The sequence below is a fragment of the Alloalcanivorax xenomutans genome (assembly GCF_032810065.1).
GTDB classification, from domain to species: Bacteria; Pseudomonadota; Gammaproteobacteria; order Pseudomonadales; family Alcanivoracaceae; genus Alloalcanivorax; species Alloalcanivorax xenomutans.
In genome coordinates, this window is sequence record NZ_CP136538.1 from 3,061,859 (window position 1) to 3,075,081 (window position 13,223).

At 55.9% G+C, this 13,223-nt stretch carries 23 protein-coding genes and 1 tRNA gene; 17 read left to right on the top strand and 7 right to left on the bottom strand.

The genetic code is table 11. From position 1 onward, the window contains the following. Positions 1 to 39 precede the first annotated feature (39 nt). Positions 40 to 609: a hypothetical protein gene (locus tag RYH70_RS13995; protein ID WP_317009296.1), complete on the top strand. Its 570-nt coding sequence runs from the start codon at positions 40 to 42 to the stop codon at positions 607 to 609. Positions 610 to 693: 84 nt separating this feature from the next. Here the strand turns inward: RYH70_RS13995 and RYH70_RS14000 are convergent, their stop codons facing one another. After that, the gene (locus RYH70_RS14000; RefSeq protein WP_317009297.1) at positions 694 to 2,076 is read right to left on the bottom strand and encodes a HEPN domain-containing protein; all 1,383 of its coding nucleotides are present in this window, start codon (positions 2,074 to 2,076) and stop codon (positions 694 to 696) included. Between the two features lie 247 nt (positions 2,077 to 2,323). Here RYH70_RS14000 and RYH70_RS14005 point away from each other — a divergent pair, with 247 nt between their 5' ends. Then, positions 2,324 to 2,572, top strand: coding sequence for a hypothetical protein (locus RYH70_RS14005; RefSeq protein ID WP_317009298.1), 249 nt, complete (start codon positions 2,324 to 2,326; stop codon positions 2,570 to 2,572). Here the strand turns inward: RYH70_RS14005 and RYH70_RS14010 are convergent. The 3 genes from RYH70_RS14010 to RYH70_RS14020 form a co-directional block, all read right to left on the bottom strand. Continuing rightward, entirely contained in the window at positions 2,562 to 2,870 is a 309-nt protein-coding gene (locus tag RYH70_RS14010; RefSeq protein WP_317009299.1) for a type II toxin-antitoxin system RelE/ParE family toxin, read from the bottom strand. The genes RYH70_RS14005 and RYH70_RS14010 overlap by 11 nt on opposite strands. Then, the gene (locus RYH70_RS14015; protein WP_284455996.1) at positions 2,855 to 3,043 is read right to left on the bottom strand and encodes a hypothetical protein; all 189 of its coding nucleotides are present in this window, start codon (positions 3,041 to 3,043) and stop codon (positions 2,855 to 2,857) included. Before RYH70_RS14015 ends, RYH70_RS14010 begins: the two co-directional genes overlap by 16 nt. A 138-nt stretch (positions 3,044 to 3,181) precedes the next feature. After that, a complete protein-coding gene (locus RYH70_RS14020) occupies positions 3,182 to 3,337 on the bottom strand; it encodes a hypothetical protein (protein WP_317009300.1) in 156 nt (51 codons plus the stop codon). A 237-nt stretch (positions 3,338 to 3,574) separates the two neighbouring features. On the opposite strand from RYH70_RS14020, the gene RYH70_RS14025 reads away from it, so the two are divergent. The 15 genes from RYH70_RS14025 to RYH70_RS14095 all read left to right on the top strand — a co-directional run bounded on the left by RYH70_RS14025 (position 3,575) and on the right by RYH70_RS14095 (position 12,299). Further along, positions 3,575 to 3,784 carry a hypothetical protein gene (locus tag RYH70_RS14025; protein ID WP_063139977.1) on the top strand — a complete coding sequence of 70 codons (210 nt, stop codon included), beginning with the start codon at positions 3,575 to 3,577 and terminating at the stop codon, positions 3,782 to 3,784. Then, positions 3,781 to 3,978: a hypothetical protein gene (locus RYH70_RS14030; RefSeq protein WP_317009301.1), complete on the top strand. Its 198-nt coding sequence runs from the start codon at positions 3,781 to 3,783 to the stop codon at positions 3,976 to 3,978. The genes RYH70_RS14025 and RYH70_RS14030 overlap by 4 nt, the downstream gene beginning before the upstream one ends. Beyond that, the gene (locus RYH70_RS14035; protein ID WP_317009302.1) at positions 3,975 to 4,268 is read left to right on the top strand and encodes a hypothetical protein; all 294 of its coding nucleotides are present in this window, start codon (positions 3,975 to 3,977) and stop codon (positions 4,266 to 4,268) included. Before RYH70_RS14030 ends, RYH70_RS14035 begins: the two co-directional genes overlap by 4 nt. A gap of 373 nt (positions 4,269 to 4,641) precedes the next feature. Then, positions 4,642 to 4,824 carry a hypothetical protein gene (locus tag RYH70_RS14040; RefSeq protein WP_317009303.1) on the top strand — a complete coding sequence of 61 codons (183 nt, stop codon included), beginning with the start codon at positions 4,642 to 4,644 and terminating at the stop codon, positions 4,822 to 4,824. Positions 4,825 to 5,015: 191 nt separating this feature from the next. After that, on the top strand, positions 5,016 to 5,261 hold the full coding sequence (locus RYH70_RS14045; protein ID WP_317009304.1) for a hypothetical protein: 246 nt from the start codon (positions 5,016 to 5,018) through the stop codon (positions 5,259 to 5,261). Further along, positions 5,245 to 5,529 carry a hypothetical protein gene (locus tag RYH70_RS14050; protein WP_063139972.1) on the top strand — a complete coding sequence of 95 codons (285 nt, stop codon included), beginning with the start codon at positions 5,245 to 5,247 and terminating at the stop codon, positions 5,527 to 5,529. Before RYH70_RS14045 ends, RYH70_RS14050 begins: the two co-directional genes overlap by 17 nt. Next, complete coding sequence (locus tag RYH70_RS14055) at positions 5,526 to 5,738, top strand: hypothetical protein (protein WP_317009305.1); 213 nt, start codon at positions 5,526 to 5,528, stop codon at positions 5,736 to 5,738. The genes RYH70_RS14050 and RYH70_RS14055 overlap by 4 nt, the downstream gene beginning before the upstream one ends. Before the next feature lie 133 nt (positions 5,739 to 5,871). Next, positions 5,872 to 6,207 carry a hypothetical protein gene (locus tag RYH70_RS14060; RefSeq protein ID WP_317009306.1) on the top strand — a complete coding sequence of 112 codons (336 nt, stop codon included), beginning with the start codon at positions 5,872 to 5,874 and terminating at the stop codon, positions 6,205 to 6,207. 15 nt (positions 6,208 to 6,222) lie between these two features. Next, a complete protein-coding gene (locus tag RYH70_RS14065) occupies positions 6,223 to 6,444 on the top strand; it encodes a hypothetical protein (protein WP_317009307.1) in 222 nt (73 codons plus the stop codon). Positions 6,445 to 6,483: 39 nt separating this feature from the next. After that, complete coding sequence (locus tag RYH70_RS14070; protein WP_317009308.1) at positions 6,484 to 6,753, top strand: major capsid protein; 270 nt, start codon at positions 6,484 to 6,486, stop codon at positions 6,751 to 6,753. A gap of 228 nt (positions 6,754 to 6,981) precedes the next feature. Beyond that, entirely contained in the window at positions 6,982 to 8,601 is a 1,620-nt protein-coding gene (locus RYH70_RS14075; RefSeq protein ID WP_317009309.1) for a virulence factor TspB C-terminal domain-related protein, read from the top strand. 26 nt (positions 8,602 to 8,627) lie between these two features. After that, a complete protein-coding gene (locus tag RYH70_RS14080; protein WP_262462647.1) occupies positions 8,628 to 8,939 on the top strand; it encodes a DUF2523 domain-containing protein in 312 nt (103 codons plus the stop codon). After that, complete coding sequence (locus tag RYH70_RS14085) at positions 8,940 to 10,019, top strand: zonular occludens toxin domain-containing protein (RefSeq protein WP_317009310.1); 1,080 nt, start codon at positions 8,940 to 8,942, stop codon at positions 10,017 to 10,019. Positions 10,020 to 10,074: 55 nt separating this feature from the next. Then, positions 10,075 to 11,316: a hypothetical protein gene (locus RYH70_RS14090; protein WP_317009311.1), complete on the top strand. Its 1,242-nt coding sequence runs from the start codon at positions 10,075 to 10,077 to the stop codon at positions 11,314 to 11,316. Next, the gene (locus RYH70_RS14095; protein WP_317009312.1) at positions 11,313 to 12,299 is read left to right on the top strand and encodes a phage integrase; all 987 of its coding nucleotides are present in this window, start codon (positions 11,313 to 11,315) and stop codon (positions 12,297 to 12,299) included. Before RYH70_RS14090 ends, RYH70_RS14095 begins: the two co-directional genes overlap by 4 nt. 65 nt (positions 12,300 to 12,364) lie before the next feature. On the opposite strand, the gene RYH70_RS14100 is transcribed toward RYH70_RS14095, so the two are convergent. The 3 genes from RYH70_RS14100 to ihfA all read right to left on the bottom strand — a co-directional run bounded on the left by RYH70_RS14100 (position 12,365) and on the right by ihfA (position 13,215). Continuing rightward, positions 12,365 to 12,441, bottom strand: a tRNA-Pro gene (locus RYH70_RS14100). Positions 12,442 to 12,572: 131 nt separating this feature from the next. After that, positions 12,573 to 12,929 (bottom strand): MerR family transcriptional regulator, encoded by a 357-nt coding sequence (locus RYH70_RS14105; protein WP_014995526.1) that lies wholly within the window; start codon positions 12,927 to 12,929, stop codon positions 12,573 to 12,575. Then, positions 12,913 to 13,215 (bottom strand): integration host factor subunit alpha, encoded by a 303-nt coding sequence (ihfA, locus tag RYH70_RS14110; protein WP_014995527.1) that lies wholly within the window; start codon positions 13,213 to 13,215, stop codon positions 12,913 to 12,915. The genes RYH70_RS14105 and ihfA overlap by 17 nt, the downstream gene beginning before the upstream one ends. Between the last annotated feature and the right edge of the window lie 8 nt (positions 13,216 to 13,223).

The window sequence follows — 13,223 nt, forward strand, 5'->3', positions numbered from 1 at the left end:
CACCTTTACTATGGACAGCGCCTTTCAGAGGAAATAGAAATGAATGAATTCTGGAGTCAGTGGGGACAATTAATCACCCTGTTATCTACGGCAATAACCTCATTTATTGCCGGGCACTTTCGTCTTTGGCAAAGAAAGAAAGTTCTTTCTGGGATTCTTAAAGATTTCTGGGATGCAACCAGTAGAGAAGACCGGCATGCTGTAACAATGCTATTTTGGAGCTTGCATCGCATTCAGATGCGATACAGCGATATTATGTCGTTAATTCGCAGGGATGATGCCTATGAAGTAATTCGTTTTTTGAGGCGAAGGGGAGGAATTGTTCGCTTTAGAAATTGCTCTCTCGAATACATTAAGCCAGATGGTGAAAAGCGTGCTAGACGAGCAATCTTTGTTCAGAAAACTTTAGGAAACATCATTATTCTTTTCTTTTTCTCTCTTGGAGCAGCAGCATTCGTCTCTGGGGAAAAGATAGAATCATTACTTGGATTGGCATTTACGGTATTTTGGGTGGCCATGTTCTACATCAATGAGAAAGAAGCAAAAACAGATGAAGAGATCGCGTCACTAATTAGCTCCCAAATAAAAATTCCGACATCCAACCTTTAGGAACACAAACCTGACCATAAGAAAAACCAGCAATCACAAATTTAATACTCAACCCCAAATACATTAAAAACTTCAAATGCCAACCTATAACTTCAGAAACATCGAGAAATTGGGGTTGGCTTTAGCTATCCGATCAATATTTTCATTACTGAAACCGACAAACCGCAATACATGCATCTGAAATAAAACTTCCATTATCATATATGCCTTCATTAAACGAGCACCTTTTAGACTTTTTTCTTCCAGCTTCTTGTCATAGTGGGTGTAGTAGTTTCTTGTCCGAACAATCCCCCTTATCATTTTCATTCTCTCCTCCTCCTCTCCAAAATAATTCTTAAAAGGCTCAACAAGAGAAGCGATTCTCTCTCTAAGGCTTATTTCGTTTCCAAAATTAAGGAGATCTTTTATGAGCCCTTTATGCTCATCGGGGCACGCATTCAACACTTTATCCTTTAATTCACTATAATCAGACTTACTCATTTTTTTCCTATCATCTGTGCATCTATGGAAGCTCTCTATGCATTGAGCCATTGCCAGAAATTTTCCATCCAAGTATCTATATGCCTCCATTCTTGCTGCTAAATATAGATTAAGGGCCGATCCAAACCTCTGATACGCCTCAAACCAAAGGGTAATTGATTTTTGTAGCTGCATCCCCCCCACACTCATGTCAAAAATAAAGTCCCTGCTCTTCCCTCCCAAAAAAGAAGGAGAAAAGAATCTTCCGTTATAATGAACATCAAAGAAAACGGAGTGATCAAAATCGCCATTTATTCTGTTAGCGTCAGAAATTGCCTTTATTTCTCTTATGCAAGCCACCCTGTCCATTGCAAAAGAAAAGAAATTCAGAACCCTATCTATTAAAACTGCGGCATCTTCGTAGCAAACCTCTTTCTCGAAATTCAGATCCAAATACGTTTTCCCTATAAATCTTGCTTCACAGCTTTCATAATCAAGATAAACATTTGGTATCGTTACTAGCCGCATACTAAAATTATCATCGACACCAATTTCCATATTGGTTTTCGACCTATTGTCGACCGTCCATATCTCATCATCTGAAAATTCCAATCTTTTGTTAGCATCTCCGACCCAATGCTCTAATCCTTCGACAGATATTCTTATTTTTTTAAATGAAACTGGTACATTAGCGTCAAAGCTCGCATTAATATATGCCTGTTTGGCAATAATTTTTGATCGGGCGATCCCCCCAAATGATAGTGGGCGGCTCCGATAACGACAGCCTTCCAAAGTTACAGCACCAATTTTCTCAACCATTCCCTCCATCCGCCCGATATCCAGATCTCCGGAGAGAGCTTTTTTAACATCATTTAGACCTACCCCTGATTCAGTAACCTCAATGGAAACTTGATTATCCAAACTTATTTTGAGTTGCCCGTGAAATTCGTGCTCCGGATCAGATACTTTCCAGAAAATACCGGGAGCTGAAATTTTTTCTTCCATCATCTCTTTCCTTTTTACGAGCCTAGAATTCGCTTTTGATCGCCTTGTTGACATTTCGCCTTGTTAAGGGCACCTTCCTTCCGCCGGCGCAAAATCGCTGGCCGGGTTTGACAGCCTGAACCAGAGAGCCCCGTGCATCAAAGATGTCATGGCGGCTGTGCGTGGGACGCCTTCGGGCGTGCCGCCTCTGGTCGGTCTGTCAACCTGCGCACAGTCCGCCTCCATAGGAGGCCTCGAACGAGGACATGACATGCAGGAAAAAGAGCTTCTGGCCAAGGATTTCGGGGATACTTTGGATCTGGTTGTTGATCATCTAAACCAGATGCAAGCCGTATTCTTCGCCGTCCAAGTCTTACTGGACCCAGGAAAGCAGAAGCGACCGTTTGTCGAACAGGCAAAGCTGTTAGCCAAATGCGGCCGCTTCCAGGCCATTTTGTGGCGGGATACCTTCTTTTCAGATCGGGAGCGTCTGAAAAAGGATAGTAAGCCTATTCATTGACTCGATCTTCCACATCATCAAGCTGACGCCGACCGTGGATCACCGCCAGGATCTCCACTTCGTTATGGGATAGCCGGTATATCAAGCGGTAACTATAGACAAACCGCTCCCGCACATCCGACACACTCCATTCAGGCACGATGCGGCCCCGCTCGGGAAAGTCAGCCAGGGATCTTGATATGGCTCGGATCTTTTCAACAACCGCTTTAGCGTAGAACAGCGAGTCCTTAGCGATGTATTCGGCGATCTCGTCAACGTCATCAAGAGCTTCGGCGGACCAGCTTACTCGGACAGCCATTTGGCGAACCGCTTTTCTGCTTCTTCTTGGGGAATGCTCCCCTGCTCCTCAATGCTCTTGATACCATTCCGAATCTTTTTCAGAACGTAGAAGTGGTATTCAATGTCTTCCAGGGTGGCATCGTCCGGCAACTGGCCGAGCATCCGTTCGACATCTTGCTTGGCGGTTTGCATATCCGATTCCTGTGTCGTGGTTGTGGTAACCATCTTCCCCCCTTATTTAATGTTTAGGTTTGCGCTCCTGCAAACGTGACTTAGCTTATTTATTATCCTTCCCCCCGTCTTTAAACCAAGCCTTAGCGGCTCGCTGCGTCAGCTCAATCCCTCGCCGTGTTGCTTAAGCGTCGCGTTTGCTGCGTCGTACTCCGGGCTAGTTTGGCCAACTTCCGGCGCGATATTCCCACTGATCAGCCAGAGCTGATACATCGGAAATATAGCCTGAAGAACTTCAAGTTCTTCGGTGCTCATTCGGATGTCTTTATATCGAACACTATGCCAACGGCTGAATTTGATGTCGCTCCTTTTGATGAGCTCATCCATTCCAGCCTTATCAATAAGTGTTCTAGCCCGCTGCTGTATTGATTCCATATTCGTCTATTAAGACCAAAATAAATAATTGAACTGAAATAGTTCCACTGGCAATATTGATGTCAGTTCAATTATTTCACTGTTATATTTCAACTGGCACCACAAGGAACCACAGTGATGATACCGGAATTGGGGGACGCCATCAGCAACCGGCCGGAGTGGCCGCCGATGATGGCCTGGAGCGAGTTTGCGGAGTGGATCCGGCAGGAACCGGATGTGGTCCGGGGCTGGGTGGATAAAGGCTATCTGCCGACGGTAAAGGTCGGTCGCCGCCGCATGATCAATGTCGTTCTGCTGGTCGAGCAGTTGCGGGAGAGCGAGGTATGAGCAAGCGCGCCAGTAAACACCGCCAGCGGCAATTGATCTGCACCACCACCCATGACCGGGACAGCGGCCAAACCGTAATCAAGGTGGAAGGTCTGTTCGACGGTGAACGCACTTTCCAGGTGGAAAAGACCTTCGACGATCCTGTTAAAGCCTGCTCCTGCGCTGTGGACTACTGGGTGAGGGTGTTCCTGTGATTTGCGCCACCTACAAACGCCGGGGCCGCCGGTACCGCTATCAACGCATAGCCGACAAGGCCGTTTCCCTGAGCATCGCTCAAATCTCTCTGCTGCGCCGGGCCGGTGTCCGCCTGCTCGGCCTCATCGTTTCAACCGGAGAAACGCTCCGTGTCCACGCTCGTAATGCTGTGGGCGTTGTGGATTACGCCGAGTTCCCCGCTGACCGCGCCGACGCCGCCAAAGCCTTTGTTTACGGCGCCGCCCGCAACCGCTCCCCGCAACTGTCCTTGTTTCAGGGGGTGCTATGAGTACGTCTGCGATGGCGCCGCCCCGCCCTACGCCCGCACCTATCGGTTCTGACCGCCAGGCCGCCGCTTTTGCCGTCCTGGGCACCGCCCCACGGGCCGCCCCGCTGTCCCGCTCCGTCACCGTCCTCCTCGATCGCGAACTCTTGGGGCGGTATGTATTAGCAGGGGCAAGGCTCGCCCTGGCGACGCTCGCGCTTGGCCTTGCGCCTGCTAATACATGCCGCACCGTTCGCACTGGATCGAGGGGGACGGTGATGGAGCGGGTCAGCCCCCCGCTCTTGATCCTGATTCCGAGAGAGCGGTTTTGCCCTTCAAGAAAAGCGCCTTTGCCGACTTGTCGGCGCCTTTCTTCTTTTCTGCTTGAGGTCCGCTTATGAGCCGCTGGGGCCGTTTTTTGTGTGAGGAATGCGGTGATTTTTTCCCGGATTCCATGATGTCCGAGGAAGAGAACGTTTGTTACGGCTGCTTCGATGCGCCGGAGCATGACGACACCGGCGACAGCAACGAACGTCACTATGACGATGACGACGATTTCGAAGATCCCTTCGCGGATTGAAGGGTGTTGCCAAGCGGAGCGCGGAGGGCCTTGGCCCGGAGGTGCGAGGGATCGTTACCGGCAGGCCGGTACCGCGTACGGGTGAACTTAGTCCGCCCTGTGGGCCATCCCCGATGCCCCGCACGGCTGACTTAGTGAATAGAGCCCGGTCCCCCTGGGGACGCACACGGCTTTTTTGATGGGGGTTAACCATGCACGTAAAGGAATGGGCACAACAACACGACGAAAAGCCCCTGCTTGGCGCCTTACACGACCTGGAAAACGCGGTCAGTAAGCAGTGGGTTATGGAAATGGTCTTCGCCGCCAAGGCGCGCTGCCTGGGTTACGTCAGCGCCTTGTTTTGGCGCGACCTGATTACCGGCCCGGAACACGAACGCTTTTGCCAGGACATCCTAGCCCTGGCCCGGCAGGGGAAGCCTCATGCGGTTTCACCATAACGCCAACGCCTCCACGCCGGAAAGCCGGAGTGAGTGCGGACTGTACCGAACCCGCCGCCTGCGGCCTGGCTTGTTCGTCGCGGAACGCCGCTGGCACCCCGGCGAGAAACCCCGGCACCTGTACGCCCCCTGGCGCGTTATCGGCTTCGCCAAGGACGAACGCCAGGCGCGCCACCTGTGCCGCCGGGCCCGAGGCCCCATCACCGACGCCCGCGCCATCCTGCGGGACCTGGGCTTGGTGGCCCTGGCCAATGGGAGGGCGTCATGAGCGATTGGAATTGGCTGGCATGGCTGAACGTGGGGATTTTCGTCGCCTCGATGCTGGTGCTTTTTGCGGCGATTCTGGAAGCGCAATGTCAGTTTTTCTTGGACGGTACGAGTTGGTTGGAGTGGCTAAAAACGCCCGCGTTTTGGGCTGTCGTGGCGGGCGATTTACTGGTGATTGTGCTGATGGGATGGGCCGCACTCCTGCATTAAAGCGGGTGTGTTCGATCTGGCAACAGCCTGGAAAACACCTGGCGTTTTGCCATACCGAACACACCACGGCGACACACACCGCCAATCCACCACAGTACGAAACCAAAACTGAAACGAGAAAGGGGAACCGACCATGCAATTTGAAATGACCCTCACCGTCCTCGGCATTAGCCGCATGAACATTGAAGGCCGCACCTTCTGTTCCGTCCACACCGGGCAAATGCCCGTGGGCGATGCCGCCAACGATTGCCGGGGCTACGAAGTTACCAAGATGGGCGCCGAGCCCGCCGTCTTCGACCAGATCGCCGCCGACTTCCAACCCGGCGAGGACGTGCACTTCATCGCCCAACTTAAAAAAGCCGGTGGCGGCAAAAGCCAGCCTTACCTGATCGGTGTGGTGCCCAAAACCGCGCCCCCGGCCTCTCAAGCCACTAAGACCACCGGCACGGCCAAGGCAGACAGCAAGTAACGGGCCGCTTAAAAAATGGAAATGATTGTGTGCAGCGGGCAATGGCAACAGGCGCAGGACGGCGCGGTGTATTGCCTGGGCACACTGGAAATGGCGAGCGTCGGCCCCTTCGGGTTACCGGCGCTCACCTACGGGGAGGCAAACGCCATCCTCGGCGCCGCGGTGGGTTTGTACGCCGTGGTGTGGGTGTTCCGGACATTGGCGTGGTTCATCAAAAGCCATGCCCGTGACCGCTGAGCACGCAAACCTTAAACCACTTGAAAGAAGGAAATCGCTATGAAACGCGCAACGCAACGCGCACTGCAAGAACGCCGTCTCCTGGGCGGTTCTCCCGTGGTCCGTTTGGGCCGCAATGGGGCCATTGGGGGCGGTGTGGCTGGCGCCGCCGCACTCGGAGCCACCACCGCGCAAGCGGCCATCGATGTGAGTGGCACGGTGACGGAGATCGAGGAGGGCAAACAGAGTGCCAATGATATTGGCCTCGCGGTCCTCTCGTTCATCGGGCTGGTCCTGGTGTTCATGTTGCTCCGCCGGGCCATGCGGTAACCCATTCCACTACCGGGGGCTTCGGCCCCCTTTTTCCTTTTCCATCTTTTCACCATCGAGGTTTGGGTTTTCAGAGTGAGCCGGACACCCGGTCATTCTGAAAACCCGATAACGAGGGCACCACCATGGAAACCGGGGGAGATATAGGGCCATGGATTTATCTCATTGTCATGCTGTCCGCCCTGTACATGCTTTTTCAATCATGAGCGGTCATACCGGAGACGGCGCATGCTAGCCGCATTAAAAAAAGCGTTGAACCGCGAGGTCATCCGATATTGGGGGCTGACGTGGTGGGATCTGATCCGCCTATACCTGATTGAGGTGGTTATTTTTACTGTAGTCATGGCGCTGCTTAATCCCGCCATGGCGGCCTACGGCGACGATTACGTTGCGTACCAGACGAAGACATGGCCCTGGGATCAAGCCGGATCAAGCGCCGCCTGCCGTGCCTTCTATGACAGCTTGCCGGAACGGAGCCGCGATTCAGCAAACCGGTGCCGGTTGGTGGAAGTGAACCATCAGCCCCAGTACTACGAACAAAAATACTGTTCAGGCAGCTATCCAATCTTTGCCCTTGCCCCGGATGGGGTCACACCAGCCTGTCTCCCTGAGCCGCCCGCCGCCTGCGATACCAGCAAATACCCCAATGGTCACCTTGAGGAAGAGTTGCTTTTTGAAGGCGGCCCGCCCGGTGAACTGTTTTGTTATGAGAGCTGCCGCTTTACCTACGATGGCCCTACGTCCTCCAGTGTGCCGTGGATCTACGCCAACGGCACCAAAACCTATTGGGTGAATGGCATCAGTTCCGGGCAGACCTGCCAAGCGGACGAGATCCCGGATGCCTGGGTGGACAACGGCATGGCCATTCCGGACCGCTGGTCCGCAGAGGATGTGCCGTTCGGGCAGTTCTTGGATTCTGAAGGCTGCTATATCGGCATCAACCAGGACCGATTTTGCCAAACGGAAAGCGGGGGCTGCCCCAATTCCGTCACTGCCCCCGACGGCAAGCGATATTGTCTCATGCCGGATGACGACGACGAAGACCCGGACGATCCCGACAATCCGGGCGACCCTGATGATCCCGGTGATCCCGGTGATCCCGACAATCCCGATGAACCGGAAGAGCCAGAGGTGTATTGCGACGAAAACGGCGGCTGGAACGGCAGTTCTTATTGCAATGCGGGGGATGACGGTCACTGGGGGCCCGGCTGCGGCTGGGACTGCGGCGGTGGTGATGGAGGTGGAGGTAACGATGGCGACGACGACGGCAATGATGATGGTGGTGGTGGCAACGATGGCGGCGGCGGTAACGGTGACGATGGTGGCGGTGACGGCAATGGTGATGGAGAGGGAGACGGCGACGGAGACCAGGACGACGGCGACGACGGCGAGGGGGACGGCGAAGGGGGCGGCATCGGCCCCGGTAACTGTGACGTGGACGGCCAGGACGCCCCCGAATGCACCGAGGACCAGGACAGCGTGCAATGCGCTATAGCGTTAAACACCTGGTACCTCAACTGCCGTGACAAGCTGTGGAAGGCGGACGTGGAAGGCACTGAGGAATACCTCGCCGGCGATAGCTTGCTGACCGACAGCGATAAAAACACCATCCGCGAGCGGGAAATCAACCTGAGCGACACGCTATCCGACCTGGACGACAGCGGTGCGGGCTTGGGCGGCTCGGCCTCCTGCCCGGCGGATTTGACGGTGGACCTGGGGCGGTGGGGCACTATCACGCTGCCTATGACCTATCTGTGCGAACTGGCCATCACCATTAACCCCGTGGTGCAAGCTCTCGGCTGGTTAGTGGCCGCGCTGATCCTCCTGGAACGAATGTCCGATAACTGATCACCGACACTGGAGGGAGGGTTGTTATGCCCGCGTTTCTCGCCCCCATCGCCGTTTTCCTGGCCCAAATCATCGGGCCGCTCACCAGCCGAGTGCTATTGGCCCTGGGGATCGGCGTTATCTCCCTGACTGGCGTTCAGTCCGGCATTAACGCCCTGCTGAACAAGGTCACCACACATTTCGGCGGCGTGGCCGGAGACGCGGCGTCGTTGATCACCCTGGCCGGTTTTGACGTGTTCTTCAGTCTGGTGATTTCCGCCTATGTGGGCGTCATCAGCATGAAAACGCTATACGGGGCCTATAAGCGGTTTGGTTTTGGCATGGGGGGTGACGGCTAAATGTTCTGGTTGATTACCGGCAAGCCGGGCTGTGGCAAAACCAGCCACGCCATTGATTTTCTGCTGCATGATGAACGCTTCGCCGTGGAGGGCAGTGAGACCCGCCGCCCCGTCTATTACCGGGGCATTCGGGATTTGGCGGTGGAATGGCACGAACTCACCGACAGCGAAACCGAAAGCTGGCCCGAGCATCTGCCGGACGGCGCGGTGCTGGTGGTGGACGAAGCGCAACAAATCTGGCCGGTACGGCCCTCCAGCAAACCCGTTCCCGCAGGACTCACGGCACTGGAAACCCACCGGCACCACGGCTGGGACATTATCTTCATCAGCCAGGACCCGTCCTTACTGGACACCCACGCCCGGAAAATCTGCAACGAACAATTCCACTATTCGCGGCCCTTCGGCGCCCCCTTCGTCATCGAGTACCACTCGGGATCCGGCTATGTGAACCCGGCCAGCCGTACCGACCTAGCGTCCTGCATCCAGAAGAAAAAGAAACTTCCCAAACGGGTATGGCACCTCTACAAATCCGCCGAGATCCACACCCATAAATTCCGGTTGCCGAAACTGGTCTACATCGCTGGGGTGTTGGTGCTGTTGGTGGTGGTCTTTGTGTATCGGTTCGTGACCGGCGTGGGACTCAGCGACGACACCAGCGTGATTAACGGAGAAAACGCTGCCATGGAGCAGGTCGGGCCCAGCACGGGAACCAGGGTTGGGCGGTATCAGGCACCGGCATCCTGGTCCGAGCTCATGGCACCGGACGTCCCCGGCCTGCCGTACACCGCCCCCTTGTACAACGATATTGCGCGTCAGCCAACGGCCGCCCCGGTCATTCACGGCTGCATGGCCTTCGAGAACGACCAGAGCGATTGCCGGTGTTACACCCAGCAAGGCACCCGCATTGCCGACATGCCGCACGCCATGTGCCTCAAGGCGCTTAAGGACGGCGTGTTCAATCACCTGGCCAGCAACGACAGCGATGCCACCGGGCGCGGCGCGCCACGGCGGGATGAGGGCGCCTCGGGCGTGCCATCCGGCGGGGCGCGCCGCGCCCCCAGCGAAAAGACGTCCCTGTAACACGTCTTACAACTCGATTTCATCGAGCACACTAGACCACATTAAGAGGTGAATCATGGCGAAGGCCCCGAAACACTGCATAGCCCTGGACGACGATTTACAGGAAAGCCCTTGGGGCAGACTCTTTGTCGATGACAGCACCGGGGACACCTTCGACCTGCGCGGGGTGAATGTCATCCACTTCGGCACGGATACCGTGCGCCAGCTTTACCGGGGACGGCTGCAACCGCATATCCTGGCCCTGTTCGAGGAACCGGGCATCGTCGATTTCGCCGGCAAACGCTGGTCCGCCGGACGGATCGGGCGGGACTCCGGGTATCAGTACCGCCTGCAGAACGCCGATTTGGGCGTGATCCTGCTAATTAAGTCCTTCCACGCCAAGGATGACGCCATCGGTACCCACCTCAAAATCGAGATGTCCCCCCACTGTATCCAGGCCCACAGCCCGCGAGAGCTGCAAACCCTCATGGATGACCTGGCCGACCAGGTGCTGACGCACGCCACGGCCCATCAAGCTGCCGTTCATATCGCCATGGACGTGCAAGGCTGGGCACCGCCCCAGGACTTCCAACCGCACCTACACTGCCGATCCCGGCGAGTCCGGCAGTATGACGGCGTGGACAGCATCGAATGGGCCTCATCAAGCGCGACCTATGGCCGTGGGGAGTCCTGGCTGTTCGGCTCCCCCTCCGGTATTCAGTTGGCTGTGTACGACAAGACCAAGGAAGCCATCGCCAAGGATAAACTCGACTACTGGCGCAGCGTGTGGAGCCAGGCCGACGGCTATCAGGAAGAACGCCAGGTGTTCCGGATCGAGTTCCGGTTCCACCACTCCATCGTCGAGCAGTTCTCGCAAGGGTCCGTGGACTACCAGACCGGCGCCGTGGTCGATTTCCACGACTATGCCAGCCTCCATGATCATCTGGACGCCCTGTGGCGCTATGGCTGCGATGCCTACCGCTACCTCCGCCGTCCTGGCCTGTATGACCCGTTCTGGACCGTGGTAAGCCGTCAGGCCCTCCCCCTGGACCCGCAACCGGTGAAGTACAAGCGCTACCACAAAACGGCCTCGGGCTTCTCAGGGAAGAACGTGGAACTGCTGCTCGGCAACTACATCAGCTGCGCCGCCCGCCACCGCTTGTCCGCCTGCCAGGCCTGGAAAGCCCTTGAGTCCCTGCCCTTCTTCGACGTCATCGAGGACCACTACCGCGCCAAGGGCAAAAACACCTACGACCTGCGGCGACACATAAGACAACTACTGGAAGAACGCATAGTCCGCTGGGGGCAAGCCATATGATAAAACAACTGCCGGACGGCCAGTGGCTGGTCGATGTTGAGCCGGTCAAAGGGCATCGGCGCCGAAAGCGCTTTAACACCAAGGGGGAAGCCAAACGATTCGAGGCGCATATCAGGACCACGCTTCGGGACACGGCGCCATGGGAGTTACCGCGCAAGGACAACCGTAGCTTGTGGGATCTGGCGCAGCGGTGGTACGACCTCCACGGCAAAACACTAAAGGCCGGAAAAAAACGCCTTCCGCTTCTGAAAATGGCGTCGGATGCGTTGGCCTGCCCTGCCGATCGCGTGAAGCCGCTAAGGTATCTGGAGTACCGTAATAGCCGCTTGGAAAACGGGACTCACCCCAAGACACTGAATAATGAACTTGGCTTCATCAATGCGGTGTACAACAAGCTCCACCGGCTGGGGGATATCAGTTACCCCAATCCCCTGTCCACCGTGGAACCGCTTAAGGTCGAACAACGGGAACTGTCCTGGCTCACGCTGCCGCAAATAGCGCTGTTGCTTTCCAAAACCGATGAGAGCCCCAATCCGCACCTATCCATGGTGACCAAGGTTTGCCTGTCCATTGGTGCCCGTTGGGGAGAAGTGCAGTATTTAAGGGCGTCTCAGTTGCGTTCCGGGATGATTACCCTGAGCCTGACCAAATCCGGCAAGGTCCGATCCATTCCCATATCCGATGATTTCGAAAAAGAGTTGCGGGCCCATTTCCAGGCTCACGGGAATCTGGCGGCCACGTTGAAGGGGTTTCGGGTAGCGCTCCGCAAGTCCGGCATTGAACTGCCGAGGGGACAGGCAAGCCACGTGCTGCGGCACACCTTCGCGGCGCACTTCGTGATGAACGGGGGAAACATTCTTACGCTACAGAAGATACTTGGCCACGCGTCCATCAACATGACGCTGCGCTATGCCCACCTGGCGCCGGATCATCTGCGAGAGGCCATCTCGCTTAATCCGTTTTCGACACTTCATCGACAGTAAGCACAAACGAAAAAGCCTTGCCCGGAAAATCTCTTTCCAGAACAAGGCTTTACGTTTCTCTCGTTTGGTCGGGACGGGAGGATTCGAACCTCCGACCCCTTGCACCCCATGCAAGTGCGCTACCAGACTGCGCTACGCCCCGAGAGTGGTTGCTTGCTCGGCAGAGAGGGCTCTGCGTCGAAGCGGCGGGAATCATAACGGATTCATGACGCGGATGGAACCCGAAAAACCGCCGCCCGGCGTTGGTTGGGTGGGAATTGGCCAGCCCCCCGCTCAGGCCTTCAGCGCGTCCAGCACTTCCTCCAGCTCCACCCTCATTTGCCGGATCAGCTGATGGTAGCGAGTGGCGCTTTCGGAGTTGGCGTCGCCGGAGAGCTGCTGACGGGCACCGCCGATGGTGAAGCCTTGCTCATAAAGCAAGCTGCGGATCTGGCGGATGGTGAGCACGTCCTGACGCTGGTAATAGCGGCGGTTGCCGCGCCGCTTCACCGGTTTCAGTTGTGGAAACTCCTGCTCCCAGTAACGCAGCACATGCGGCTTCACATCGCACAGCTCGCTGACCTCGCCAATGGTGAAGTAGCGTTTGCCGGGGATGGCGGGAAGCTCGTCGTTATTACTGGGTTCCAGCATGGTAATCTTCCACCCGCTGCTTGAGTTTCTGACCAGGCCGGAAGGTCACCACCCGCCGAGCGGTTATGGGAATTTCCTCACCGGTCTTGGGATTGCGACCGGGCCGCTCACTTTTATCACGCAGTTCGAAGTTGCCGAAGCCGGACAGTTTCACCGGGCGATTGTTTTCCAGCGCTTCACGCAATTCCTGGAAAAACATCTCCACCAATTCCTTGGCTTCCCGTTTGTTCAGTCCCAACTCTTCGTGCAGTCGCTCCGCCATGCCGGCCTTGGTCAGCGCGCTCATATCTGCCT